Genomic DNA, 24,450 nt, shown 5'->3' with positions numbered 1-24,450 from the left:
ACAACCATTCCCGCCCCAGATCATGTCAATGGCTGGATCCGCCCGGGCTCGGGCGGTAGAGTCCGCGCAGCGATGAATCCACACCGGTGAGGAGCCCGCCCATGCCTGCCCGAATCATCGATGGCAAGGCGATTGCCGCCGACATCCGTGATCAGATCCAGACCGCGGTCAGCGAGCGTCGTGAACACGGTCAGTCCACACCCGGCCTGGCCGTTGTGCTGGTGGGTGACAATGCCGCCTCATCGGTCTATGTGCGCATGAAGCGCCGCGACTGTGAGCAGGTGGGCTTCGTCTCGCAGGATTACGACCTGCCCGCCACCACGACCCAGGCCGAGCTCATGGCGCTGATCGATGAACTCAATGCCAATCCCGCCACCCACGGCATCCTCGTGCAGCTGCCGCTGCCCGAGTCCATTGATGCCCAGGCGGTCATCGAGCGCATCGATCCCGCCAAGGATGTGGATGGCTTTCACCCGCAGAACGTCGGCCGGCTGGTCCTTCGCCTGCCGGGGCTTCGCTCGTGCACACCGCACGGCGTCATGACCCTGCTGCAGCACACCGACGTCGACCCGGTTGGGGCCCACGCGGTGGTGGTCGGACAGTCGAATATCGTCGGGCGGCCCATGGCGCTCGAGCTGCTGAACGCCCGCTGCACCGTCACGGTGTGCCACAGCCGCACGCGGGATCTGCGCGATCAGGTGGCCCAGGCCGACATACTGGTCGCCGCGGTGGGGTGGACGGGCTTTATCCCCGGGGAGTGGATCAAGCCCGGTGCAACGGTGATCGACGTGGGCATCAACCGCCAGCCAGACGGACGCCTGCTGGGGGATGTGGAACCGGCGACGGCCATGGCCCGCGCGGCATGGATGACACCGGTACCGGGCGGCGTGGGACCACTGACCCGTGCAACACTGCTGGAGAATACCCTGGCGGCCACCCGCCAGCTCGACGGCTAATCGGCCTCGCGGATCCAGTCGAGGGCGGCGTCGAGCCGCTCGACGCCGATGACTTCAAGCCCGTCGGGGGCCTCGCCACGCGCCGGCGCGTTCTTGGCCGGCACCAGGGCGCGCCGGAAACCGTGCCGGGCCGCTTCCGCGAGCCGGTCCGGGCCGTTCGGCACCGGCCGGATCTCGCCGGCCAGACCCACCTCGCCAAATATCACCCAGTCCTGGGGGATCGGGCGATCACGCAGGCTTGAGATCACGGCCAGCAGCGCCGGCAGGTCACTGGCCGTTTCGGCGATGCGCACCCCGCCGACGACATTGACGAAGACGTCCTCACCGGCGGTGCTCACCCCGGCATGACGCTGCAGCACGGCCAGCAGCATGCCCATGCGATTGCCGTCCATGCCCACGGCCAGCCGCCGCGGATTGGATAGCGGGCTTTCCGCCACCAGTGCCTGGAGTTCAAGCAACAGGGGCCGGGTGCCCTCCCGGGTGACCAGAATGGCACTGCCGGGCACCGGCTGTTCGTGGCGTGACAGGAAGATCGCTGAGGGGTTTTTCACCTCTTTGAGGCCGGTCTCGAGCATGGCGAATACCCCCAGCTCGTTGGCCGCGCCGAAGCGGTTCTTGACCGCGCGCAGCAGTCGATAGCGACTGCCCGAGTCGCTCTCGAAATACAGTACCGTGTCGACCATATGCTCCAGCACGCGCGGGCCGGCGAGCTGGCCTTCCTTGGTGACATGGCCGACCAGGAACAGCACCGTCCCGGTCTGTTTGGCAAACTGCACCAGCTGAGCGGCCGCCTCACGCACCTGCGCAACGCCCCCCGGAGCGGAGCCCAGGGCATCGCTGTGAATGGTCTGAATGGAATCGACGACGAGCACCTCGGGGCGCTCGCGGGCGGCCAGCTCAATGATGGTCTCGACGCGGGTCTCGGCCAGCAGCTTGAGCCCGGCATCCCCCACGCCCAGCCGCTCGGCACGTAATCCCACCTGCTGGAGCGACTCCTCGCCGGTGACGTACAGCGCGCCGTGCCGGCTGGCCACCCGGGCCACCACCTCGAGCAGCAGGGTCGACTTGCCGATGCCCGGGTCGCCCCCCAGCAGGATGACACCGCCGGCCACCAGGCCGCCGCCCAGCACCCGATCAAACTCCCCGACCCCGGCCGAAAACCGCGTCTCGCGGTCGCGCGGGACTTCGGCCAGCGTGCGGATGCCAGTGTCGCCCGCATACTGCGCCCGCCCCTGGATGGACCCGCGGGTGCCGGCCGCCGGCGTCGGCGTGCGCTGCTCTTCGAGGGTGTTCCACTCGCCGCACTCCGGGCACTGACCCGCCCACTGGGGCGATACCGCCGCGCAGACGGTGCAGACGTAGCGGGTCTTGGTACTACCCTTGGCCATGATCGTCTCCGCGCCGGTACACCCGCTCGACACGCGGCGTCAGCCGGCAGAACAGCTCGTAACTGATGGTCCCGCAGGCCGTCGCCACCGTGGTGGCCAGCGGCGCCTCCCCCCACAGGACCACACGGTCGCCGACCGTCGCCATCGGCGCATTGCGCAGATCCACCGCGATCATGTCCATGGACACCTTACCGATCAGCGGGCAGCGGCGCCCGACCACCTCGACCGGGGTGCCGTCCGGCGCATGCCGCGGATAGCCGTCGCCATAGCCGATGGACACCACCCCCACCGGCATCGACTCGGGGCAGACAAAACGACTCCCGTAGCCCACGCCATGCCCCGCCGGCAGCCACTTGACCGAGATCAGCGCGGCCTCGAGTCGCATGACCGGCTGCAGTGGCGGATGCAGGTCGGCATCGATCAGCGGCGATGCGCCATAGAGCATGATGCCGGGACGGATCCAGTCGGCGAACGGCTCGAGCCCGCGCAGGGTCGCGGCGGAATTGGGCAATGTCACCGGACGGGCATCATGGGCCACCTCGCCGAAACGCTGCATCTGCGTCGCCGTACCCGCATGGTCGGGGGTGTCCGCGTGGGCCAGATGCGTCATCCAGCGCACTGATCCCACGGTGTCCAGTGCCAGGAGCTGCTCGAGCGCCGATGCGGCGTCTTCCGGCAGAAAACCGAGCCGACCCATGCCGGTATCCACCTTGAGCCAGCAGTCAATGGGCGTCGTAATATCCGCCTCGGCCAGTGCCTGGATCTGCCAGGGCTGGTGGATGACGGCATCCAGCCGGCGCGCCGAGAGCACCGGGATCTCGCCGGCATCGAAAAATCCCTCCAGCAGGATGATGCGGTGCATCAGCCCGGCGGTGCGCAGCGGCAGCGCCTCCTCAAGGCAGCTCACGGCATAGCCATCGGTGAGTGCCGCCAGCTCGTGGGCCACCGGCAGCAGACCATGACCATAGGCATCGGCCTTGAGCACCGCCATGACATTGGCGGTGGGCATCTGTGCGCGGGCCACACCCAGATTGTGTCGCAGGGCGTCGAGCCGAATCGTTGCCCGGGCCGTGCGGCTCACTGCCAGCCACCGCCTCCGTAGCCGGCATCGGCGATGAAGTTCTCAAAGCGCGTGTACTGCCCCAGAAACGTCAGCCGGACGTTACCGACCGGCCCATTGCGCTGCTTGCCGATGATGATCTCGGCCGTCCCGGCGTCGGGGCTTTCCTCGTTGTAGACCTCATCGCGGTAGATGAACACGATGACGTCGGCATCCTGCTCGATCGCTCCCGAGTTATGACTGACAATCCCGTCCGCAAGCCAGCACTCAGTTTCCGGAACCGTCAGGTCATAGACCGTCTCTTCGCCCGCATCCTCGATGGATACCACGCGGTCCCAGAAAAGATCATCCGAGGCGAGACACTGAAGTGCATCATCTGCAAGCAGATCGGCATACCCCCTCACAGTCTCTCTTGATGGCGCGAAAGAAAAATGCGCACTGCCTCCATATGCCGTGCCTCGCAGCTTGGCCATATCACGATGACTGATACCGCTCTCGAGCATTCGCTCTCGAATAGTGTCAAACACTTCGCGGGGGAGCGTATCGACGTTCGTATTGATGCGTGCTGCCTCGAGCTTCGCTCGTATCCCGTCGATCTGATTGGCCTGACTTGCAAAGGCTCCAATTCGGTTCAGGAAGGCAAGCTGGTCCCGAGCCCCCGAGACGTCAACAGTAAACCAGCCCTCACTCTGCGGATGCTTGACATGCCGGACGCGGCCGAAGATCTCGAACTTGAGTAGTAGATCCGCAACATCCCTCGCCAGCTGCTGGCTCGCCGTCGCGAAATAAATTCGAACCCGACCGTTACGCGCAACCGTGATACTCCCATCAGTTGCCCAGAGGTGCCGGACAAAGAGCGCCAGCTGATCGACTGAAAGCTGGAATATCTCCTCAGGCAGAGTCTTTTCTCTAGACCGCTGTCCGAAAATACCCAGTTCCTTTAACCACTTACCAACCCCCGCTGGATGCCAACGATTGCCGTTGCCGCTAATAAGTAACTGATGCCAGTTACCTTGCCCGTCACGGCGCTTCACCACCGAACCCATGGACTCTGCAGCCTGGCGGACGGCCGCGCTGTTCTCTTCGCTCGCCGTGGTGTAGCGAAGAGGCTGGTGCTTTACGTAACTCCCATCGCCCACCAAATGGCCAAGTAGGATTAACGCTGGTTCCGACCAGCGCATTGTGGCGGTCGGCTCGGGGAGATGTCGGGTGACTCCCAGGCGATCCCCGAAATGAATGTCCTCCACCCGCCGCCATCCCCACAGGGTTCGGAGCCTGTGTCGGGACGTACACCGTATCGAGCGGCCGCTGGCCAGGTTGATACAGAAAATACGACGCCTTCCAACCTCCCAGACGAGATCGGAGTGAGCCGTCGCGAGCATGCCCTGATGATCGATCGTAAGCACCTCAGGCTGCTGACCGACCAGCGATTCAATGGGCCGACGCGAACCATCGGCCAGCATGACGCGCGTATCGCCGGTCACGCACTCGCGCAGATCCGACATGATCGGGCGCTTGTTGGGGCGCTGCTCGAGGCTGCGGTTGAGCTGCGAGAGCACCATTACCGGAACGCCCAGCTCCTTGGCCATGCCCTTGAGGGCCCGGGAGATCTGGGAGATTTCGGCGGCGCGGTTTTCCTTGAATCCCGGCAGCTGCATGAGCTGCAGATAGTCCACCAGCACCAGGCCCAGGCCGTGTTCGCGCTTCAGGCGCCGACAGCGGGCCCGCATTTCGGTGGGGGTCAGGCCCGGCGTGTCGTCAATGAACAGGTTCGCCTGCGAGAGCAGGTTCATGGTGCTGGTCAGACGCGGCCAGTCATCATCACTGAGCCGTCCGGACCGGATCTTCTGCAGCTCGACCCGCCCCAGGGACGAGAGCATGCGCATGGCCAGCGCGTCGGCGGGCATCTCCATACTGAACACGGCAGTCGGCGGCCCGCTCTGGAGGGCGGCGGCCTCGGCGATGTTCATGGCGAACGTGGTCTTGCCCATCGACGGCCGGCCCGCGACGATCACCAGATCGCCGTCCTGCAGCCCGGAAGTCATGCGATCGAGATCGGTGAACCCAGTCGCCAGCCCCGTCACATCGCTGTCCTGGTGATAGAGCGTGTCGATTCGATCGACGACATCCGGGAGGACGTCGCGCACGCCCACAAACCCACGCCGATTGCGGCCGGACTGCTCGGCGATCTGGAAGATGTGGCGCTCGGCGCTGTCGAGCAGGTCCGCCGAGTTCTGACCCTCGGGATTGAAGCCGCTGTTGGCGACCTCCGTACCCGCCTCGATTAACTGACGGAGCACCGACTGCTCGCGGACGATGTCCGCGTAGGCCCGGATGTTCGCGGCGCTGGGCGTATCCCGGGCCAACAGCCCCAGATAGCCAAGCCCACCGGCATTCTCGAGCGAGTCGTTGGACTTGAGCCACTCCGAGAGGGTGACGGCATCCATGGGCTGCCCGGACTCCGCCAGGGCGTCGAGCGCGCGATAGATCAGGCGATGATCGCGACGGTAGAAATCCGTCTCGCTGACGCGGTCGGCAATCTGGTCCCAGGCATTATTGTCCAGCATCAGTCCGCCGAGGACGGCCTGCTCTGCCTCGATGGAGTGCGGCGGGACCTTGAGGGCCTCCGCCGCCGTGGCACTGCCCGACTCGACCATGCCGGCCGCGATCGCCTCAGGCGCCGCCGGTGACGTCGACGTTCACCGTCGCATTGACGTCGGCGTGGAGATGGACCTCAACGGTGTACTCGCCGACAGCGCGGATCGGACCATCGGGCATCCGCACCTCGTGACGACCCACCTCAACGCCGGCGGCGGTCAGGGCATCGGCGATGTCCTGCGGCCCGATGGAGCCAAACAGTTTGCCTTCCTCGCCCACGTTGGCGGCGATGGATACCGGCTGCGCATTCACCTGCCCGGCACGACGCTGCGCGGCGGCGAGTTCCTCGGCTGCCTTGCGCTCGAGCTCCGCGCGCTGCGCCTCGAAATAGGCCACGTTCTCGGCAGTCGCCGGTCGAGCCTTGCCCTGAGGAATGAGGTAGTTACGGCCATAACCGGCGCGGACACGGACGGTATCGCCCAGGCCACCCAGATTGGCCACTTTTTCCATCAGAATGACTTCCATTATATATCCCCGACTTCACGTCTGTTCGATTGTTATGTCCCGGGCGCCAGGCGCGCCCGGAAGTCCATGAATGTATCGGCCAGCCCCAGCAGGACGACTGGCCGCAGCAAAAGTGGCAGAACCAGATAGAACCCGACCAGCCAGCCCGTATGCCAACCCCGCCGTGCCACTACCGCGTGCGCCACGGCAACGGCCTGCAGGATGAACACCGCGCCGAGCACAACGCCAAGGTCTGCCAGCAGTCCCGGCCCGGTGATCGCCCCGGCAACCACCGCAGCGCCACCGCCCGCCGCGAACCAGATCGCAAACCGCAGACCATGGAATTCGCTGCGGAAACCGCCCGGATTGTACAGCATCGCCTGCCACCAACGGCCGAGCAGCAGGCAGAGCACTGCCACGGCGAGCACATTACTCACCCAGAGCCCGGTCAGGCGCGGCGCAAGCTGCTCCACGGCACGATCCCATTCGGCGCCCGGCGGTCCGGCCAGAAGCCGGTCGGAGAGCACCTCGAGGATCTGGGTCCAGAATAGTGCTGGATCACCGTAAACCCCGTAAAAGGTCGCCACGGCCGCCACCGCGATCAACGCACCGAGCTGCACCGTCACCGCAAGCGATACGGTGGCCCTGAGGATCTGTGCCATCCCCATGACCGGTAGCCAGACCAGTGCCAGGGGCTGCAGCACCGCGAGCGGCGTTCCCAACAGGACCGCATAGATGGGCACCAGCAGCGCAGTGGCACCTGCCAGCACGATGCCACCCGCCGCCAGACCACGGCGCAGCGTGATCAAGGCGAGCAGACCACCGCTCACCCAGAAGAGCAACGGCATCAGTGCGCCCAGCGCCACCATCCCCACCGCCGCAAGGCGGCTTCGCATGGCAAAATCCAGAATGGCACGCATGAGTGATGACGGCTGGACGCCGTGCGATCAGTGGCTGTCGGTGTAGGGCATCAGCGCAAGATAGCGGGCGCGCTTGACGGCCGTCGACAGCTGACGCTGATACTTCGCCCGGGTGCCGGTGATGCGGCTGGGCACGATCTTGCCTGTCTCAGTGACATACTGGCGCAGCGTGTTCAGGTCCTTGTAATCAATCTCCTTCACGCCCTCGGCGGTGAAGCGGCAATATTTGCGGCGGCGAAAGAAACGGGCCATGTCGTTATTCCTCTATTCGGTCGTCTGCAGCCGTTCAAAGCGGCTGACACTGATGATAATCGGGTCGGTTTCGGGGGTTCGCTGGCGCGAGCGACGCATATAGCCACTCACCCGGATGCTAGCGCCAACTGGCAGATCCGTCAGCCGTTCAGCCAGCGGCGTCCCAGCCGCACTCACGCCCACCCGAAAACGGGTCGGCCGCAAGGCGCCTGCCTCGGTCTGTTGCGACTCATGCTCGATCAGCCCCCGGGCGATCGGCACACCGGCCGGCGAGTGCCGCAACTCTGCGGCATCCACGAGCCAACCGGTCAGCTCCACGCGATTGCTCACGTCTCGGTGTCGCTACCCGCCTCTTCGGCGTCATCCGCCTCGGCGTTTACACCCGGCTCCGAGTCGTCCTCGGTGCGCTCACGGCGCGCAGGCCGGTCGCGATCCTCTTCCTGTCCCTTCGCGAGCGGGGACGGATCGGTGACCGCCTCTTTGCGGGCCAGCACCATATTGCGGATGACGGCGTCGTTGAAACGGAACATCGACTCAAGCTCTTCGATATCGCTGGGCTCGCACTCAACGTTCATGAGCACGTAATGCGCCTTGATGAGCTTATTGATGGGATAGGCGAGCTGCCGGCGCCCCCAGTCCTCGAGCCGATGGATGCTCCCACCGTTACCCTCGATCAGGCCGCGATAGCGCTCGATCATGGCTGGTACCTGGTCACTCTGGTCGGGATGGACCAGAAAGACGATTTCATAGTGCCGCATTGTGGCTCCTTTCGGTTGTTCCGGATATTACCGGGATAGCCACCCGCTCTGACGGGCAGCAAGGAGAAACCAGCATCGCTGGTTAATCTGTCAGTATATTCGAGCGAGGGATCAGGTTAAAGCGCTTCGCTGACGCACCGCCTCGAACAGGACAACCCCGGTCGCCACTGAGACATTCAGGCTCTCGACCTGCCCCGCCATCGGTATCGCCAGCAGGGCGTCACAGTGCTCGCGGGTCAGGCGCCGCAGACCGGTGCCCTCGGCCCCCATCACGATGGCAACGGCGCCCCTGAGATCACCGCCGTGGAGGCTCACATCGCCCGCCTCCGCCAGGCCGAACAGCCAGACCCCGCGATCACGCAGATGGCGTAGACAGCGCACAAGATTGGTGACCTGAAACAGCGGAACGGCCTCAGCCGCGCCGGCCGCGACACGATGGACCACCGGTGTCAGGCCGGCGGCGCGGTCCCGGGGCGTGATCACCGCATCGACACCGGCGGCGTCGGCGCTGCGAAGACAGGCTCCGAGGTTGTGCGGATCCTGGACCTGATCGAGCACGAGGATCAGTGGTGGGTGATCAAGCGCGTCCAGGTGATCCGCGAGATCACTGTCACCAAGCGGTGCCCGACCCTGCCAGGCCAGCACGACGCCTTGATGATTGAAGTCGGGGAGCTTTTCGTCCAAGCGCCGGACCGCGCATTCATGCACCGGGCACCCGATCAGCTCCAGCTGTTTGCGCAGCTTCTGGTGCCGAGTGTCCCGCCGTCGCGCATCCACCCAGACCTCGAGAACGCGCGTCGGGTCATACCGCAGCGCGGCCTGCACCGAGTGCAGGCCGCCAATCAGCGTGGTCTGGCTCATCGACGCCGGCGGCGGCTGCGTGACTCGCCGTTCCGACTGCGGGACTGGCCCTTGCGCTTGCCTTTGTCCTTATCGCCGTTACGGCTCGTTGGTCCGCGGCTCTCAGACTGCGGCAGCACCTCGCCATCGGGTCCAAGCGGGTGGGCAATGGGATCGAAGTCGATCTTGCCATCATCAACATTCACCTGCGCGAGGCGTACCCGGATCCGATCGGTGAGACGGTATTCCTTGCCCGTGCGCTCTCCCACCAGTCGATGACCGATCGCATCGAAATGGAAGAAATCCTGCTCCAGATTGGTGATATGAATCAGCCCATCCACGTACAGCCCATCGAGCTCGACGAATAGACCGAACGAGGTCACACCGCTGATCACACCGTTGAACTCCTCACCGAGCCGGTTCGCCATGAAACGGCATTTCAGCGTCATCAAGGCATCGCGCGACGCCTCTTCAGCGCGACGGTCGGTCATCGAGCAGTGCTCACCGACCGTCACCAGCTGGTCCTCGGTGTATTCGAACGCCTCGATCGGCTGCTTGGAAATGACATGCTTGATGGCCCGATGGACAATCAGGTCGGGATAGCGGCGGATCGGCGATGTGAAATGCGCGTAGGCGTCCAGTGCCAGGCCGAAATGTCCGGCATTATCCGGCCGGTATTCCGCCGCCATCATCGAGCGCAGCATGATGGACTCGATGAAGTGCTGGTCGGGGCGCTGCTTGACCGCTTCCATCAACGCGGCGAAATCCTTGGTCGTCGGCTCGTCACCACCGCCCAGGGTCAGACCGGTCTGCGCGAGGAACTCGCGCAGATTCTTCAGACGCTGTTCCGCCGGCGGCTCATGCACGCGGTAGAGCGCCGGAATGCGATGGCGGCGGAGGAACCGAGCCGTCGCCACATTCGCCTTGACCATGCACTCCTCGATCAGGCGATGGGCGTTCGTCCGCTCGGCGGGATGAACATCCGCGACCTGCCCGGCATTATCAAACTCGATCACCGACTCGTTGGTGTTGAAGTCGATGGCACCGCGCTTTTGCCGATCGATGCGCAGGGCATCGAAAACGGCGTAGAGGTCTTCGATATGCTTGAGCAGGTGCTCGTGCTCGCGCAGCAACGAGGGGTCGCGCTCATTGTGGATGGCATCGACATCCTCATAGGTCAGGCGTGCCGCCGATTTCATGAGCCCTTCATAGAACTGCGAGCGCTTGAGCTTGCCTTCCCGGTCGATCTGCATTTCACAGACCATGCACAGCCGATCCACGCCGGGATTCAGCGAGCACAGACCATTGGAGAGGTTCTCCGGCAGCATGGGCACGACATTGCGCGGGAAGTAGCATGAGTTACCGCGCTCGGCGGCCTCATTATCAAGCGCCGATCCGGGCGTGACATAGGCCGCCACGTCGGCGATCGCGACAATCAGCTTCCAGCCGCTCGCGGTGGGTTCGCAGTAAACGGCGTCGTCGAAGTCGCGGGCATCCGCTCCGTCGATCGTGATCAGGGGCGTCTTGCGCAGGTCCTTTCGCCCTTGCTTGACCGACTCTGGTACCTCGTCACCGAAGCGCGCGGCCTCTTCCAGCACCTCTTCCGGCCACTCAACAGGGATTCCGTGGGTACGTGCGGCGACCGCGACCTCATCCCCCGGCGCAATCCGGGTACCGAACACCTCGATGATGCGGCCAATCGGCTGCCGTCGCTGCGAGGGCTGGTTGACCACCTCGGCGGTGACCAGCTCACCGTGTCTGGCGCCGTTGACGTCAGCGGCGGGAATGATCAGATCCTGATGCAGGCGCTTATTATTCGGAATCACAAAGCCGATACCGCTTTCCTCATGATATCGCCCGGCGATTTCCTGATTGGCGTGCTCGATGATCTCGACCAGCTCACCCGTGGGTCGACCATCCTCGTCATCACCGGTAAGGCGCACCACCACTCGGTCGCGGTTGAGCAGCCGGTGCATTTCACGCGGCGCCAGATAGACGTTCGGGCCGGGACGGTCCGGATGCACAACACCCGAGCCATCGGGCGAGGACCGGATGCGTCCGCGCACGAGTTCCTCGTTATCAACAACGACGTAGCCGTTGCGCCGATTGCGCACCAGCTGACCATCGCGCTCCATGGCCTTCAGTCGACGACGGAGGCCCTCAAGCGCGTCCTCATCGCTCAGGCTGAACAGCGCCGCAAGGTCTTTGCGGGACAGCGGGCGGGCCTGAGCCTCGAGCTGTTGGGTGATGTACTCCCGGCTCGGCACCGGGGATTCGTACTTTTCTTTCTCACGCCCCAGGAACGGATCATGGGACGGGTCGGCGGTGTCAGTCTCGTTTTCTGTCATGGCTGACAGGATACGGCATGCGCATTGCGGTGCCTATGCAAACGCCGCATTTCATTGACAGCCAGAGGGGGCAGCGGTATTCTCCGCTGCGTTGTCGGGCACCACCCCAGCAACATAGCCGAGGTGGCGGAATCGGTAGACGCGCTAGCTTCAGGTGCTAGTGGGGGAGACCCCGTGGAGGTTCAAGTCCTCTCCTCGGCACCATCCCGATGATCAATCGAAGGGATGGCGCCTGACCACGGTATCCACACGATCCGCACCGGTTGAGATCACGTCGACTGGCACACCGCAGAGCTCTTCAATCTTCTCCAGATAGGCACGGGCTGCAGCCGGTAGATCCTCGTAACGCTGAATCCCGAGGGTCGATGCCCGCCAACCCGGCATTTCCACGTATTCCGGTTCGCACTCGGCGAGCGCCTCAGCGCCCGCGGGCAGCACATCACTGCGCTGCGAACCACAACGATATCCGGTACAGATCCTGAGGGTGTCCAGCTCGTCCAGGACATCCAGCTTGGTCATGCACAGCCCGGAGATGCTGCTGATCTGCGCCGCCCGCCGCATCGCGACGGCATCGAACCAGCCACAGCGCCGCGGCCGACCGGTGGTCGAGCCGAATTCGTGTCCCCGCTCGGCGAGATGCCTGCCAAGGTCATTCGAAAGCTCAGTCGGAAACGGCCCAGCACCCACTCGCGTGGTGTACGCCTTGGTGATACCGAGCACATAGTCGAGCTCCAACGGGCCGACCCCGGTGCCGGTGGAGGCCGCCCCCGCAGTTGTATTGGACGAAGTCACATACGGGTACGTCCCCTGATCGATATCCAGCAATGTCCCCTGCGCGCCTTCGAAAAGCAGATTGTCGCCCTGGGTGCGATGACGGTGCAGCCGGTGGCTGATATCGGCCACCATTGGCTCGAGGGCCTGCGCCACGGCAAGACAGCGCTCCTGAGTGGCCTGAAAGTCCTGAACCGGCTCGCCGTAGTACTGCTTGAGAATGAAGTTGTGGTAGTCGAGCAATTCACCGAGCTTGGCGGCCAGACACTCCCGCTGGAAAAGATCGCCAATGCGGATGCCGCGACGCGCCACCTTGTCCTCATAGGCCGGTCCGATACCACGCCCAGTGGTGCCGATCGCGGCCTTACCCCGGGCACGCTCCCGGGCCTGATCCAGGGCGATATGCGAGGGCAGGATGACCGGGCAGGCAGGGCTGATCCGCAGCCGCTCCCGCGCCGGCACGCCCGAGGCCTCCAGCGCACTCAGCTCTTCCATCAGCGCCTCTGGCGAGATCACGACGCCGTTGCCGATCAGACATTCCACACCCTCGCGCAGAATGCCGGAGGGGATGAGATGCAGCACCGTTTTCTCGCCGTCGATCACGAGGGTGTGCCCAGCGTTGTGACCGCCCTGGAATCGCGCCACCGCCGAGACTCGATCGGTAAGAAGGTCGACGATTTTACCCTTGCCCTCGTCTCCCCACTGGGAGCCGATCACCACCACGCTTTTTGTCATTGGTTCCCCGTTGTCTCCATTGACTCAATCTGCCAGCCGCCATCGGTATCAGGCACAAGCTGACGGTTGCATTCCACACCGGCGCCCGCACCGTCATGACCGGGTAACATCCAGATGACCGTTTCACCGGCCGCCCGCAGCGCATTGACCCGTGCCCGCAGCGCCGCATCGCTCGACCATGGTGCCCCAATAGCCACCCCATCGGCCGGATCGTCCGTCGCCGGCACCGTCGCCCGCAGCAACGCCTTGAGATCGGCGCTGAAACCGGTCGCAGGCCGGCCTCGGCCAAAGATCGCGCCAATATCATCATAACGGCCCCCGCGGGCCAACTCGCCGGATACCCCGGGTGTATAGGCGGCGAACACGACACCGGTGTGATAGCGATAGCCCCGCAGTTCGCCCAGATCGAAATGCAGGATCAGATCGGGGTGGCTAGCCTGCAGTGCCCGCGCCGTCTGCGCCAGCGCATCCAGCGCTGAACGCACAGCCTCACCGCTGCCCTCGAGGGCCTCACGCGCGATCTCCAGTGTCTCAATACCACCGCTCAGCCCCGCCAGTGCAGCCAGACGCCGACGATGCTCCGGTGCGACATCCAACGCCACCAGCAGCGCCTCGATATCGGCGGTTGCCTTGCGCTGCAGGGCATCCCACAACTGGGCCTCGTCACCACTATCGAGACCCGCGGCACTACACAGGCCACGAAAAATCCCCACATGACCAAGGTCGACATGCAGCGAATCGACGCCTGCCGCCGTCAGCACCTCCGCCATCAGGCTGATGACTTCGACATCGCTCTCGATGCCCGCATGGCCGTAGAGCTCGGCGCCCATCTGCAGGGGGTTGCGGGACCCCTCACCACCTTCCGCCCGGGTCCTCAGGACGGTGCCGCTGTAACACAGCCGCACCGGGCCCTCGCGACGCAGCTGGTGGGCGTCGATACGAGCAGCCTGCGGCGTGATATCCGCCCGCACCCCCATCATCCGGCCACTCAACTGGTCGGTGAGTTTGAAAGTCTGTAGATCAAGGTCGTGGGCCACCCCGGAGAGCAGCGCCTCGAGGTACTCGATCACCGGTGGCATCACCAGCTCATAGCCCCAGCGGGCGCATCGTTCGAGACTCGACTGTCGCAGGCCCTCCAGCGCCGCCGCTGCCGGTGGCAGGAGTTCTTCAACCGCGTCGGGCAGCAGCCAGGGGCTGTGCTGGCCCGGCCGTTTGTCAGTCATGAAATCGTCCTTCAGCGAATCAGATAAAGCAGCAGGGTACCGACCAGCATTGTTGCCATGCCAGTCAGTCGCAGGCTTTTATCATTTTGCTGGACGATAGAGAAGAGCGCCCGGCGAAGATAGCGCGGACTCAGAAACGGCAGGATCCCCTCAATGATCAGAAGCAGCGCGACTGCGGTGAGAAGATCCTGCACGGTCGGATCAGTCGATCAGGGCGTTACGCTGAGCGAATCATGCTCATCGAAATAGCGGAAGAACTCCGAATCCGGCGACAGCACAAGCATATCGCTCTCGTCGCTGAAGGTGTTCTCGTAGGCCCGCAGACTGCGATAGAACCGGTAGAACTCTTCATCCGCCTGATATGCCTCGGCATAGATCGCGGTTGCATCGGCATCCGCTTCACCGCGCATCTCTTCCGCATCGCGCCGGGCCGCCGCGAGGATCTCCTCGCGCCGCCGATCGGCGGCGGACCGGATACGCTCGGCCGCTTCCTGGCCCTCGGCCCGGAACTGCCGGGCGACCTGTTCACGCGCCGCCACCATTCGATTGAACACCGACTCGCTGACGCCCTCAGGCAGGTCGACCCGCTGCAGCCGGACGTCAAGCACGGAGATTCCCAGCGAATTGCCCGCCTCACTCGCCTGCTGGGTCAGCAGATCCATGATTTCGGCCCGGTCACCGGAAATCACTTCCTGGACCGTCCGCTTACCGAACTCGGCCCGCAGTCCATCACGGATGATTTCCGAGAGCCGGAGGTTAGCCTGACGTGGGTTGGCGCGGACCGTGACATAGTACTTTTCGATATCCTCGACCCGCCATTTCACGAAGGTATCGACGATCAGGTTCTTCTGCTCGCTGGTCAGAAACCGCTGCGGGCTCTCATCCAGCGTCTGCACCCGGATGTCGATCTTGCGGACGTTGTTCACGAACGGAATCTGGAAATGCAGTCCCGGTTCGTAGTCGACCCGGACGACCTCACCCAGCCGAAACTTCAGGGCACGCTCGGTTTCCTTGACGGTAAACGTTCCGAACGTAAGCCCCACGATCAGTAGCAGCACTACCGCCGCACCGATTGCAGTCAGGCGATTCATTAGCGTGTCTCCCGCATGCGCAGCGAACCGCTGGATGAGTCGCTACGCTGTGAACTGCTCGAGCTGGTGTTGCTTGAGACAGTGTTGTTCATGGATGCCGAACCACCGCTTGCGCCTGTATTGCCGGCCGACGGCCCATTCGAGCGCATCATCCGGTCCAGCGGCAGATACATGAGCTGCTGGCTCGACTCATTGTCGATCAGCACCTTGCCCGTATTACCGAGCACCCGCTCCATCGTATCGATGTAGAGCCGATCACGGGTCACCCGGGGGGCCTTGGCATACTCGACACGCTGCTGACTGAAGCGGCTCGCGTCACCTTCGGCATTCTGGACGATCCGTGCCATATAGCCCTGCGCTTCCTCGCGGACACGGGCTGCCTGACCCTGGGCGCGCGGGATGACCTCGTTACGATACGCCTCGGCCTGGTTGATCAGCCGCTCCCGATCCTCACGGGCTTTGATGGCGTCCTCGAAGGCACCCTGCACCTGCTCAGGGGGCTGGGCATCCTGAATGACCACCTCAACCACGTTGATCCCGGTCTCGTAGGGGCCAAGCGTCTCGACCACCAGATCGCGCGTCTGCTGGGCCACCTCGGTGCGTCCCTCGGTGATCACAAAGTCCATATTGCGCTTGCCAACGATCTCGCGAAGCGCGCTTTCCGTCACGCTCTTGAGGGTTGCCTCGGGCTCGACAAAGTTGAACAGGAAGTCGGCCGCATCAGAGACCTGATACTGCACCGCGAGCTGTACGTTCACGATGTTCTCATCCTCGGTGAGCATGAGTGCCTCGGAGAGCACCGGCCGCGAGCTCTGCGCCGCCACTGCCTGGTAACCAATGGTAATGCGACGCCGGTTGGAGACATCCACGGTCTGGACTGATTCGACCGGATAGGGGAAATGCCAGTGGGGACCCGGCTGCGCGGTCATCTCGTAAGCACCGAAGCGGGTCACGACGCCGCGCGTGCCCTCATCGACGATATAGATCCCGGACAGGATCCAGACCGTGACCAGAAGCCCGGCAATAATACCGATGCCCTTGCTACCCGGCATTTTCGGACCGCCGCCATCACTGTCGCTGCCACCGGACCCGCGGCCGCCACCGCCCTTGCCGCCGAACAGCCCCTCGAGGCGCTGCTTGGCTTTGCGAATCGCTTCGTCAAGATCGGGCGGCCCCTGATTGTTACCGCGATTGCCCCCGCCACTGCTCCAGGGATCGCGGTTGTTACCGCCGGGTTCGTTCCAGGCCATGAATGTTCTCCAGTAATGATGGGGTCGCGCCAACCGACGCGCAAGCCCTACGATTCTAATGAGCCACTGCGCCCACGGGCAAGTTGGCACCGGTGATTGGGATGAGTTCCGCGGTCAGGCCCTCATGTCGATAGAGTCTTGCCAGTGCCCGCGTCGGGAGACTGACAGTCAGTTGGATCGTGCCCCGGTCAGTGAAGCACTCCTCGGTGACATCGCCCAGTTCGTAGAACCGCGCCCGAAGCCGCCCCTCTGCCGGACTGAGCTCAATGACACCCCGCGACTGCTCGGCGCTGACCCGCTCGGCGATCGCCTGCTGGAACAGGTCCATGCCCGCACCACTGGCTGCCGAAAGCCATACGGCGACGGGATACCCTTCGTCATCGCGATCGATTCGCGGCGACAGCCCACGCGCATCGATCTTGTTATAAACCCGCAGCTGTGGCACCTCGTCGGCGCCCAGGGCGTCAAGGACCGAATCGACCTCGCTGGCATTGTCCTCGCGCCCGGGGTCAGCGGCATCGATCACGTGCACCAGCAATTCCGCCTCGACCACTTCCTCAAGCGTCGACCGGAACGCTGCCACCAGCTGCGGTGGCAGGTCGCGGATAAAACCGACCGTATCCGCGATCACCGCCGCTTCACCGCCGGCCAGCTCAATCCGCCGAAGCGTTGTATCCAGGGTGGCGAAGAGCTGATCCGCGACATACACACCGGACTCGGCGACGCGGTTGAACAGCGTCGACTTACCCGCGTTGGTGTATCCCACCAGCGAAACAGCCGGCAGATCCCGGCGTCGCCTCGCCTTACGACCCTGATCGCGCTGTTGGCGTACCCGCCCCAGCCGTTTTTCCAGCTGCCGGATCCGTGTGCCGAGCATCCGGCGGTCGAGTTCGAGCTGTGTCTCACCCGGACCACGCAGCCCGATGCCGCCCTTCTGGCGCTCAAGGTGCGACCAGCCTCGAACCAGACGACTGGCGAGGTGCCGCAGCTGGGCCAGCTCGACCTGCAGCTTGCCCTCGTGGGAGCGTGCCCGTTGGGCGAAGATATCGAGTATCAGTCCTGTCCTGTCGAGCACACGGCATTGCAGCGCGTGTTCAAGGTTACGTTCCTGCACGGGCGACAGCGCGTGATTGATCAGCACCAGGTCCGCACCATGTGTCTGCATCAGCTCACGCAGCTCATCGACTTTGCCAGCGCCGAGGTAGGTGCGTGGATCGGGCTTGCGACGGCGACCGGTCTGCTGAGCCACGATGCCAGCCCCGGCCGAGCGGGCCAGTGCATCGAATTCCCGCAATGCCTCGTCAGCATCAATGACGCCGTCATCCACCTGCACCAGAACGCCACGCTCACCACCATCGGGGCGGGCGAACAGCTGGGCCGGTGCGGTCTCGAGCGTCGGCGTGGCCTCAGTCCTCGTCGGTTTCGGGATCTCGCTCCTCCTGCAGAAGCTCGCGCACGTTCCGTGACGGGACGATCGTGGAGATGGCGTGCTTGTACACCAGCTGGCTGATCGAGTTGCGGAGCAGGATCACGAACTGGTCGAACGAATCCACCTGACCCTGCAGCTTGATGCCGTTGACCAGATAGATGGACACCGGCACCTTCTCCTTGCGCAAGGCATTGAGGAAGGGTTCCTGCAGTGATTGGCCTTTCGACATGGTGCCGTGACTCCTTGGTCTTTCGCGGCGGTTATTATTATCCCTTGATTCTCTACGCTATCACGCGATTGATGAGATCACTAAGCCGGTCACAAGGCTTTTTCTCCAGGGGATCGAGCCATACCAGATCCGTCTCCCGGCGCAGCCATGTCACCTGGCGGCGGGCGAACTGACGGGTCGCCACCGTCCCCCGGAAGAGCAGGTCTTCGCGCCGCATCCGCCCGGCCAGATAATCCCAGATCTGCCGGTAGCCAACCGCCCGCATGGACGGCAGATCCGGATGGATATCCGCCCGCGCTCTAAGCGCCGCCACCTCATCGATGACGCCGTCGGCCAACATGGCCGAGAAACGCGCCTCGATCCGCTCGTGGAGGATCCGGCGCTCTGCCGGCATCACCCCCACTTTGACTACAGGGCCGGACAGCGGTTCCAGCGAGGTGCTCGCCTGCAGTTGACTGATCGGCTGCCCGGTCAGCACATAGACCTCGAGGGCCCGCTGGATGCGTTGAGCATCGTTGCGATGCAGCCGTGCGGCGGTCTCGGGATCGGCTTGTGACAGCCGCTCATGCAGCGCCGGCCAACCCAGTCGGTCGGCCTCTGCCTCCATCCGTGCCCGGATGCCGGTATCCGCAGCCGGCAGATGCGACAGCCCGTACAGCAACGAGCGAAAGTAGAGCATCGTGCCCCCCACCAACAGCGGGATGCGTCCCGCCTGGCGCGAGGCCTCGATCAGGGGTTTGGCGTCGGCCACGAACTCAGCCGCGGAATACGCCTGCGCGGGATCACGGATATCGATCAGGGCATGCGGCGCCCGTGCCTGCACGGCCGGTGACGGCTTGGCCGTCCCGATATCCATGCCGCGGTATACCATCGCCGAGTCGACGCTGATCAGATCAACGCCACCACGGTCGTAGAGCGACAGTGCCAGTTCGGTCTTGCCCGCAGCGGTGGGCCCCATCAGGCAGACCACCGGGCGCTTCGTGTCTTCCATGGCTGCTAGCGGCCGCGCAGGAACAGTCGATCGAGGTCAGCCATCTGCAGCGACACCCACGTCGGACGGCCATGATTGCACTGATCGATATTCGGGGTCTTCTCCATGTCCCGCAGGAGGTTTTCCTGCTCCGCCGGTGTCAGGCGTCGGTTGGCACGCACTGAGCCATGACAGCCCATGGTGCCAAGCAGATGTTGCTGGCGTTCCTCAATAGCGACGGCACCCCGATTGACGCGCAGATCCGCGAGCACATCGCGCAGCAACGCCTCGCCATCGGCCCGGGCAAGCAGTGCCGGAACACTGCGCAGCCGCAGCTGCTCGGGACCGACGCGATCCACCTCAAGCCCCACCGATTGGAGGAGCGGCTGACTGTCTTCCACCAGATCCGCCTCAGACGGCGTCACCGCCACGGCCACCGGAACCAGCAGCGGCTGCTGCGCGACGCCCTGATCGTTGTACTGGCGCTTGAGACGCTCGTAGACGATCCGCTCATGGGCGGCATGCATATCCACCAGGATCAACCCGGTGGCCGATTCCGCCAGCACATAGACCCCATGGATCTGAGCGACCGCATGCCCCAGCCGAGGCACTCCGTCGGATAACGCACTGGCAGGCTGTTCGGCCGGTGCGGAGGCCTCCGTCGGCAGATCCCCATACACAGCCCGTGCCTCGGCCACCGGCAGCGACAGCGGAGCTGTCTGCGGCACTGCGCCCATTGACGGACCTCCCATGCGAGGGCCGGCATCAGCATCCGAATCGGTGTCGGCACTGGCATCACTGTGGACACCGCCATGGGCCAGCGCCCGCTCGATCTGGCGATGCAGGAAATCGAAGATCAGTCGGCTGTCCCGGAAGCGCACCTCATGTTTGGTGGGGTGGACATTCACATCCACCCGCGCCGGATCCATCTGCAGGTGCAGCAGATAAGCCGGAAACCGGTCTTTGAACAGAACATCGCTATAGGCCCGGCGCAGCGCCTGCATGACCAGCCGATCGCGGATCATTCGGCCATTGAGATAGACATATTGCAGATCCGGCTGGCCGCGCGATGCCGTGGGCAGTCCCAGCCAGCCCTGCAGCCGCAGTCCCGCCGCTTCGGTGTCGATCTGTAACGACGACTCGACAAAGCCCGCCCCCATTAGATCGCTGACCCGGCGGTCCGCGGCCTGCGGGCCCAGCGCCGGGAGATTCAGTAGCTCGCGATTGTTATGGCTGAGGCGGAAGGCCACCTCTGGCCGTCCCAGGGCGATCCGGCGCACTAGATCCTGGATATGACGCAGCTCGGTGCGCTCGGTGCGAAGGAACTTTCGCCGTGCCGGCACGGCGTGGAAAAGATCGCGGACCTCAATGGTGGTGCCGGGCGGGTGCGGAGCCGGCGCAGGGACCATCGACTGACCGGGATTGAGATGATGGCCGTGGTCGTCCTGCGCCAATCGCGAGGTCATCTGCAAATCCGCCACCGAGGCGATGCTCGGCAGTGCCTCGCCCCGGAAACCGAGCGTCGCGATGTGCTCAAGGTCGTCAAGGGCACCGATTTTGCTGGTGGCGTGGGATGTTACCGCGAGCGGCAGGTCGGCAGCGCTCATGCCGCGCCCATCGTCCCGCACCCGGATCAGTCTCAACCCACCCGATTCGATATCGATCCGTATCGACTCCGCACCGGCGTCGAGGGCGTTCTCGACCAGCTCCTTCAACACCGAAGCCGGCCGCTCGATGATCTCACCGGCGGCGATCTGATTGACGAGCTCGGGGGCGAGGCGCTGGATTGGCATGCGGGATCAGGGAATGCGCAGGGTACGGCCGGCGACGATCGTATCACCGCCAAGCTCATTGACCCGTCGCAGCGCTCCGATACTGACCGAATGGCGCTCGGCAATCGCCGAGAGGGTATCGCCGCGCCGCACCCGATACTCTTTGGTGCTGTCCCCGAGCGCCAGCGTCGGCCGCGTGGTGGCCACATAGCTTCGCACACCCTCCGTCAACCCCAGCGCGAGCTGGTGCTGATAACTGGAGGACTTCAGGCGGCGTTCCTCGGCAGGATTAGAGATAAACGCGAGCTCGACGAGGACCGACGGCATATCCAGTGACTTGAGTACCGCAAAGCCAGCCTGCTCCACATTATTGCCATGCACCTCACCGAGACCATCGAGTTCGGTGAGCAGCACATCGGCGACATCCAGGCTTTCCTCCACGGTATGCGCCCGCGACAGATCCACCAGCACCGAGGCCACCTGCTTGTCCTTGTCCGACAGGGATACACCGCCAATGCGATGTGCCTTATTCTCGCGGCGGGCGAGCATCCGCGCCATCTCACTCGAGGCGCCGTTACGGGACAGGACGAAAACCGACGACCCGCGGACGCTGCGATCATGGAAGGCATCAGCATGCAGCGACACGAAAAGGTCGGCACCCGCTTCCCGCGCCTTGCGGGTGCGATCACGCAGACCGACGTAGTAATCACCATCGCGCACCAGCACCGCCTCCAGCCCACTGACGGCGTTCACCCGATCGGCGAGCTTGCGCGCGACCGCCAGCACAATATCCTTCTCATGGGTGCCCGCGGCCCCAATCGCGCCTGGGTCCTTGCCGCCATGGCCGGCATCAATCGCTACGACGAACGGCTCGGTACTCTCCCGCTCTGCGGTTCGTAGCGGCGGTTTCTCACCGGCTTTACCCAGATCAACCACCAGTCGGTGACCCCGGGTTTCGTCGGGTGACATCGTAAACGCCTGCGCCTCGAGGGTCCGCTCGAGATCGAGAACGACCCGGATACCGTCCTCACGACGCCCGGTGCGGACGCGCTGGATCGGACCGGCGTCGCGAATCCCCTCGACCAGCGCCGGATCGATACGACCCGCTCGCAGATCGATGACCGCGCGCGCCGGGTCATCCAGCGTGAACAGCCGATGATCCGGCGACCCGCTCAGATCGAACACCACCCGCGTGTGCGTTGGCCCGTCCCAGGTGCGCACGTCTTCCACCACCGTCGCGGCGGCCACGACGCCGGGCGCGACGACGGCCCATAACAGGAAAGCCGCGAAAGGGATGACTCGTCGGTGGATCATGATGGCCAAGAGTACGCCATAGGCATGGCTCGATTTCAATAAAATCCTGCATACATAGCGGGATAGGGCCGCCTGCTAGCCCATCGCCTCAATGATCCCTGCGGGTGCAGGCCACTGCGGCGTCAGGCGCTCCAGCACCGCCTGACGCCCGGCACCCATCGCCTCCAGCCGTACGCTCAGGTCCGGCGCTGGCAATACGCCCTCGCCCCGCAGCGGCCACTCGACAAGCAGCAGACCGGTGTCGACGAGCTCGCGCAGGCCGATGAACTCGAGCTCTTCCGGATCGGCAAGGCGGTAGAGATCAAGGTGATAAACCCAGCGGCTGCCAAACGCATACGGCTCCACCAATGTATAGGTCGGGCTGCGGACGGCGCCCGGGTGACCCGCTGCACGCAGGAAGCCCCGCATCAGTGTCGTCTTGCCGGCACCGAGGTCACCGATCAGATGCACGCAGCCGCGTTCAGGCCGATACGCCTGGAGTACGGCGCCGAGGGCCTCGGTCGCCGCCTCGTCGGCGAGATTGACCACCGCTCGCGTCATGGGTTGATCACTGCCCTCAGCCGGTCGATGAGATCCACCGCCAGTAGACCCCGCTCGCCCTCGCACGCGCCCCGATCAGCGGACCGGGCATGCGCCTGCACTCCGAGACAGGCGGCGTCGAATGCATCCAGCCCCTGCGCGCGCAGCCCGGCAATCACACCGGTCAGCACGTCCCCCATGCCGCCGCTCGCCATCCCTGGATTGCCCTCAGTGCAGATGACACAGCGCCGGTCGTCGGCGATCAGCGTGCCGGCGCCCTTCAGCACGACGATGCCACCATAGCGCCCGACGATCGCGTGGGCCGCGGCGAAACGATCATCGACAATCGCCTCGGCTGTTGTGTCCAGAAGACGAGCCGCTTCGCCTGGATGCGGTGTCAGGATCCAGTCATCGCGGCGCATCCCGCGACCGGCCAGCCCGTTCAGCGCATCGGCGTCCAGCACCATCGGACCGGTATGCCCGAGCGTGTGTTCGAACAGCGCCGCGCCCCAGACCGACTGCCCAAGCCCCGGACCGACGGCGAGTGTATCCGTGGACGCCAGCGTTGCCCCAAGGCCAGTCGCATCATCGACCCCATCGACCATCAATTCCGGACGCGCCGCCAGCACAGCCGCGACATGAGCCGGGCGTGTGGCAATGCTGACCCGTCCCGCGCCCACACGCGCCGCCGCCTCGCCCGCCATGCGCACGGCACCGCCCATGCCGTGGTCACCGCCAATGACTCGGACATGACCAAAGTCGCCTTTGTGACTGGTGCGGGCACGGGGCCTCAGCCCATCCGCCAGGGCAGACTCCGACAGTCGCATCGACGACGGTTCGATCCCATCATGAACCGACGCCGGCACCTGCAGCGCGTCAAAGGCAAGCTCGCCGACGAAGTCCGCGGCCTCACCCGTGAAGAGGCCCTGTTTAAGACCGATAAAGGTCGGCGTGGTGGCGGCACGGACCGCCGTCCCCATGACGCGGCCAGTCCGCGCATTGAGCCCCGACGGCACATCGATACTCATCACCGGGGCGTGTTGCGCGTTGAGGGCATCAATCACCGCAGCCATCGCCCCCGTCACCGGTCGATCGATCCCGGTTCCCAGCATGGCATCCACCACCGCATCCGCCTCGCCGATCGCCGTCCATGGCGTAGCGATCGGCGGCACCACCGCGAGTGCCGCATCGGCAGCCTCGCGGGCGTGCCCGTCCAGCTGCTGCGGATCAGCCATGGGGCAGAGCTCGACCGTAAGCCCTGCCTCAGCGGCGAGCCGGGCAACAACATAGCCATCGCCACCGTTATTGCCACCGCCGCAGAGCACCAGCAGGCGATGGGCCGCCGGAAACCGCTGACGCAGGTGCTGCCAGGCTGACCGTCCAGCCCGCGCCATCAGCACACCACCGGGAATGCCATGATCTTCAATCGCCCGGCGATCGAGCTCGCGGACCTGCGCGGGGGTGTAGAGGTTGTGGGGGAGCCTGTTCATGCCCGGCATCATAGCGCGCTCACATCAGGGGGT

The 24,450-nt window shown here is 64.6% G+C and carries 23 protein-coding genes and 1 tRNA gene; 2 read left to right on the top strand and 22 right to left on the bottom strand.

Going from position 1 to position 24,450, the window contains the following annotated elements; translation table 11 throughout:
* The first annotated feature begins 101 nt into the window (after nt 1-101).
* Nucleotides 102-956 carry a bifunctional methylenetetrahydrofolate dehydrogenase/methenyltetrahydrofolate cyclohydrolase FolD gene (gene folD, locus SPICUR_RS02865; protein WP_023365870.1) on the top strand — a complete coding sequence of 285 codons (855 nt, stop codon included), beginning with the start codon at nt 102-104 and terminating at the stop codon, nt 954-956.
* On the opposite strand, the gene radA is transcribed toward folD, so the two are convergent.
* The 10 genes from radA to rnr all read right to left on the bottom strand — a co-directional run bounded on the left by radA (nt 953) and on the right by rnr (nt 11,624).
* Nucleotides 953-2,344 (bottom strand): DNA repair protein RadA, encoded by a 1,392-nt coding sequence (gene radA / locus SPICUR_RS02860; RefSeq protein ID WP_041382090.1) that lies wholly within the window; start codon nt 2,342-2,344, stop codon nt 953-955. The two genes, folD and radA, sit on opposite strands and share 4 nt — an antisense overlap.
* Entirely contained in the window at nt 2,331-3,425 is a 1,095-nt protein-coding gene (gene alr, locus SPICUR_RS02855; RefSeq protein ID WP_023365866.1) for an alanine racemase, read from the bottom strand. Before alr ends, radA begins: the two co-directional genes overlap by 14 nt.
* Nucleotides 3,422-6,061 (bottom strand): replicative DNA helicase, encoded by a 2,640-nt coding sequence (locus tag SPICUR_RS02850; RefSeq protein ID WP_023365864.1) that lies wholly within the window; start codon nt 6,059-6,061, stop codon nt 3,422-3,424. Before SPICUR_RS02850 ends, alr begins: the two co-directional genes overlap by 4 nt.
* 16 nt (nt 6,062-6,077) lie before the next feature.
* Nucleotides 6,078-6,527 (bottom strand): 50S ribosomal protein L9, encoded by a 450-nt coding sequence (gene rplI, locus SPICUR_RS02845; protein ID WP_023365862.1) that lies wholly within the window; start codon nt 6,525-6,527, stop codon nt 6,078-6,080.
* A gap of 32 nt (nt 6,528-6,559) precedes the next feature.
* Nucleotides 6,560-7,402 (bottom strand): hypothetical protein, encoded by an 843-nt coding sequence (locus tag SPICUR_RS09510; RefSeq protein ID WP_148291307.1) that lies wholly within the window; start codon nt 7,400-7,402, stop codon nt 6,560-6,562.
* 51 nt (nt 7,403-7,453) lie between these two features.
* The gene (gene rpsR / locus SPICUR_RS02835; protein ID WP_023365858.1) at nt 7,454-7,678 is read right to left on the bottom strand and encodes a 30S ribosomal protein S18; all 225 of its coding nucleotides are present in this window, start codon (nt 7,676-7,678) and stop codon (nt 7,454-7,456) included.
* Nucleotides 7,679-7,690: 12 nt separating this feature from the next.
* Complete coding sequence (gene priB / locus SPICUR_RS02830; protein WP_023365856.1) at nt 7,691-8,008, bottom strand: primosomal replication protein N; 318 nt, start codon at nt 8,006-8,008, stop codon at nt 7,691-7,693.
* Nucleotides 8,005-8,436 (bottom strand): 30S ribosomal protein S6, encoded by a 432-nt coding sequence (rpsF, locus tag SPICUR_RS02825; protein WP_023365854.1) that lies wholly within the window; start codon nt 8,434-8,436, stop codon nt 8,005-8,007. The genes priB and rpsF overlap by 4 nt, the downstream gene beginning before the upstream one ends.
* Before the next feature lie 111 nt (nt 8,437-8,547).
* Nucleotides 8,548-9,297: a 23S rRNA (guanosine(2251)-2'-O)-methyltransferase RlmB gene (rlmB, locus tag SPICUR_RS02820; protein WP_023365851.1), complete on the bottom strand. Its 750-nt coding sequence runs from the start codon at nt 9,295-9,297 to the stop codon at nt 8,548-8,550.
* Nucleotides 9,294-11,624, bottom strand: coding sequence for a ribonuclease R (gene rnr, locus SPICUR_RS02815; protein ID WP_023365849.1), 2,331 nt, complete (start codon nt 11,622-11,624; stop codon nt 9,294-9,296). The genes rlmB and rnr overlap by 4 nt, the downstream gene beginning before the upstream one ends.
* A gap of 117 nt (nt 11,625-11,741) precedes the next feature.
* On the opposite strand from rnr, the gene SPICUR_RS02810 reads away from it, so the two are divergent.
* Nucleotides 11,742-11,828, top strand: a tRNA-Leu gene (locus SPICUR_RS02810).
* Nucleotides 11,829-11,837: 9 nt separating this feature from the next.
* Here SPICUR_RS02810 and SPICUR_RS02805 read toward each other — a convergent pair.
* The 12 genes from SPICUR_RS02805 to SPICUR_RS02750 form a co-directional block, all read right to left on the bottom strand.
* Nucleotides 11,838-13,130, bottom strand: a complete 1,293-nt coding sequence (locus SPICUR_RS02805; RefSeq protein ID WP_023365848.1) for an adenylosuccinate synthase — start codon at nt 13,128-13,130, stop codon at nt 11,838-11,840.
* Nucleotides 13,127-14,353 carry an ATP phosphoribosyltransferase regulatory subunit gene (locus tag SPICUR_RS02800; protein ID WP_023365845.1) on the bottom strand — a complete coding sequence of 409 codons (1,227 nt, stop codon included), beginning with the start codon at nt 14,351-14,353 and terminating at the stop codon, nt 13,127-13,129. Before SPICUR_RS02800 ends, SPICUR_RS02805 begins: the two co-directional genes overlap by 4 nt.
* Before the next feature lie 11 nt (nt 14,354-14,364).
* Nucleotides 14,365-14,547, bottom strand: a complete 183-nt coding sequence (locus SPICUR_RS02795) for a DUF2065 domain-containing protein (RefSeq protein ID WP_023365844.1) — start codon at nt 14,545-14,547, stop codon at nt 14,365-14,367.
* Nucleotides 14,548-14,562: 15 nt separating this feature from the next.
* Nucleotides 14,563-15,444 carry a protease modulator HflC gene (gene hflC / locus SPICUR_RS02790; protein WP_023365842.1) on the bottom strand — a complete coding sequence of 294 codons (882 nt, stop codon included), beginning with the start codon at nt 15,442-15,444 and terminating at the stop codon, nt 14,563-14,565.
* Nucleotides 15,444-16,694 (bottom strand): FtsH protease activity modulator HflK, encoded by a 1,251-nt coding sequence (gene hflK / locus SPICUR_RS02785; RefSeq protein ID WP_023365840.1) that lies wholly within the window; start codon nt 16,692-16,694, stop codon nt 15,444-15,446. Before hflK ends, hflC begins: the two co-directional genes overlap by 1 nt.
* Before the next feature lie 55 nt (nt 16,695-16,749).
* On the bottom strand, nt 16,750-18,066 hold the full coding sequence (gene hflX / locus SPICUR_RS02780) for a ribosome rescue GTPase HflX (protein ID WP_041381611.1): 1,317 nt from the start codon (nt 18,064-18,066) through the stop codon (nt 16,750-16,752).
* 34 nt (nt 18,067-18,100) lie between these two features.
* Nucleotides 18,101-18,352: an RNA chaperone Hfq gene (gene hfq, locus SPICUR_RS02775; protein ID WP_041381609.1), complete on the bottom strand. Its 252-nt coding sequence runs from the start codon at nt 18,350-18,352 to the stop codon at nt 18,101-18,103.
* A 52-nt stretch (nt 18,353-18,404) separates the two neighbouring features.
* Nucleotides 18,405-19,343: a tRNA (adenosine(37)-N6)-dimethylallyltransferase MiaA gene (gene miaA, locus SPICUR_RS02770; protein ID WP_023365834.1), complete on the bottom strand. Its 939-nt coding sequence runs from the start codon at nt 19,341-19,343 to the stop codon at nt 18,405-18,407.
* A gap of 5 nt (nt 19,344-19,348) precedes the next feature.
* Nucleotides 19,349-21,115, bottom strand: a complete 1,767-nt coding sequence (gene mutL / locus SPICUR_RS02765; protein ID WP_023365832.1) for a DNA mismatch repair endonuclease MutL — start codon at nt 21,113-21,115, stop codon at nt 19,349-19,351.
* Between the two features lie 6 nt (nt 21,116-21,121).
* Nucleotides 21,122-22,408, bottom strand: coding sequence for an N-acetylmuramoyl-L-alanine amidase (locus SPICUR_RS02760; protein WP_041382087.1), 1,287 nt, complete (start codon nt 22,406-22,408; stop codon nt 21,122-21,124).
* Between the two features lie 75 nt (nt 22,409-22,483).
* Nucleotides 22,484-22,948 (bottom strand): tRNA (adenosine(37)-N6)-threonylcarbamoyltransferase complex ATPase subunit type 1 TsaE, encoded by a 465-nt coding sequence (gene tsaE / locus SPICUR_RS02755; RefSeq protein ID WP_023365828.1) that lies wholly within the window; start codon nt 22,946-22,948, stop codon nt 22,484-22,486.
* Entirely contained in the window at nt 22,945-24,417 is a 1,473-nt protein-coding gene (locus tag SPICUR_RS02750; RefSeq protein WP_023365826.1) for a bifunctional ADP-dependent NAD(P)H-hydrate dehydratase/NAD(P)H-hydrate epimerase, read from the bottom strand. Before SPICUR_RS02750 ends, tsaE begins: the two co-directional genes overlap by 4 nt.
* Between the last annotated feature and the right edge of the window lie 33 nt (nt 24,418-24,450).

It is taken from the genome of Spiribacter curvatus (genome assembly GCF_000485905.1).
Lineage (GTDB): Bacteria > Pseudomonadota > Gammaproteobacteria > Nitrococcales > Nitrococcaceae > Spiribacter > Spiribacter curvatus.
The sequence above is the reverse complement of the archived record's forward strand: the minus strand, read 5'-3'. Positions and strand labels throughout refer to the sequence as shown.

Excerpts from the sequence above, each read along its gene's own strand:
- folD (WP_023365870.1), top strand. The coding sequence starts at position 102 with ATGCCTGCCCGAATCATCGATGGCAAGGCGATTGCCGCCGACATCCGT.
- radA (WP_041382090.1), bottom strand. The coding sequence starts at position 2,344 with ATGGCCAAGGGTAGTACCAAGACCCGCTACGTCTGCACCGTCTGCGCG.
- SPICUR_RS02850 (WP_023365864.1), bottom strand. The coding sequence starts at position 6,061 with ATGGTCGAGTCGGGCAGTGCCACGGCGGCGGAGGCCCTCAAGGTCCCG.
- rplI (WP_023365862.1), bottom strand. The coding sequence starts at position 6,527 with ATGGAAGTCATTCTGATGGAAAAAGTGGCCAATCTGGGTGGCCTGGGC.
- SPICUR_RS09510 (WP_148291307.1), bottom strand. The coding sequence starts at position 7,402 with ATGCGAAGCCGCCTTGCGGCGGTGGGGATGGTGGCGCTGGGCGCACTG.
- rpsR (WP_023365858.1), bottom strand. The coding sequence starts at position 7,678 with ATGGCCCGTTTCTTTCGCCGCCGCAAATATTGCCGCTTCACCGCCGAG.
- rpsF (WP_023365854.1), bottom strand. The coding sequence starts at position 8,436 with ATGCGGCACTATGAAATCGTCTTTCTGGTCCATCCCGACCAGAGTGAC.
- rlmB (WP_023365851.1), bottom strand. The coding sequence starts at position 9,297 with ATGAGCCAGACCACGCTGATTGGCGGCCTGCACTCGGTGCAGGCCGCG.
- rnr (WP_023365849.1), bottom strand. The coding sequence starts at position 11,624 with ATGACAGAAAACGAGACTGACACCGCCGACCCGTCCCATGATCCGTTC.
- SPICUR_RS02805 (WP_023365848.1), bottom strand. The coding sequence starts at position 13,130 with ATGACAAAAAGCGTGGTGGTGATCGGCTCCCAGTGGGGAGACGAGGGC.
- SPICUR_RS02800 (WP_023365845.1), bottom strand. The coding sequence starts at position 14,353 with ATGACTGACAAACGGCCGGGCCAGCACAGCCCCTGGCTGCTGCCCGAC.
- hflC (WP_023365842.1), bottom strand. The coding sequence starts at position 15,444 with ATGAATCGCCTGACTGCAATCGGTGCGGCGGTAGTGCTGCTACTGATC.
- hflK (WP_023365840.1), bottom strand. The coding sequence starts at position 16,694 with ATGGCCTGGAACGAACCCGGCGGTAACAACCGCGATCCCTGGAGCAGT.
- hfq (WP_041381609.1), bottom strand. The coding sequence starts at position 18,352 with ATGTCGAAAGGCCAATCACTGCAGGAACCCTTCCTCAATGCCTTGCGC.
- miaA (WP_023365834.1), bottom strand. The coding sequence starts at position 19,343 with ATGGAAGACACGAAGCGCCCGGTGGTCTGCCTGATGGGGCCCACCGCT.
- mutL (WP_023365832.1), bottom strand. The coding sequence starts at position 21,115 with ATGCCAATCCAGCGCCTCGCCCCCGAGCTCGTCAATCAGATCGCCGCC.
- SPICUR_RS02760 (WP_041382087.1), bottom strand. The coding sequence starts at position 22,408 with ATGATCCACCGACGAGTCATCCCTTTCGCGGCTTTCCTGTTATGGGCC.
- tsaE (WP_023365828.1), bottom strand. The coding sequence starts at position 22,948 with ATGACGCGAGCGGTGGTCAATCTCGCCGACGAGGCGGCGACCGAGGCC.
- SPICUR_RS02750 (WP_023365826.1), bottom strand. The coding sequence starts at position 24,417 with ATGAACAGGCTCCCCCACAACCTCTACACCCCCGCGCAGGTCCGCGAG.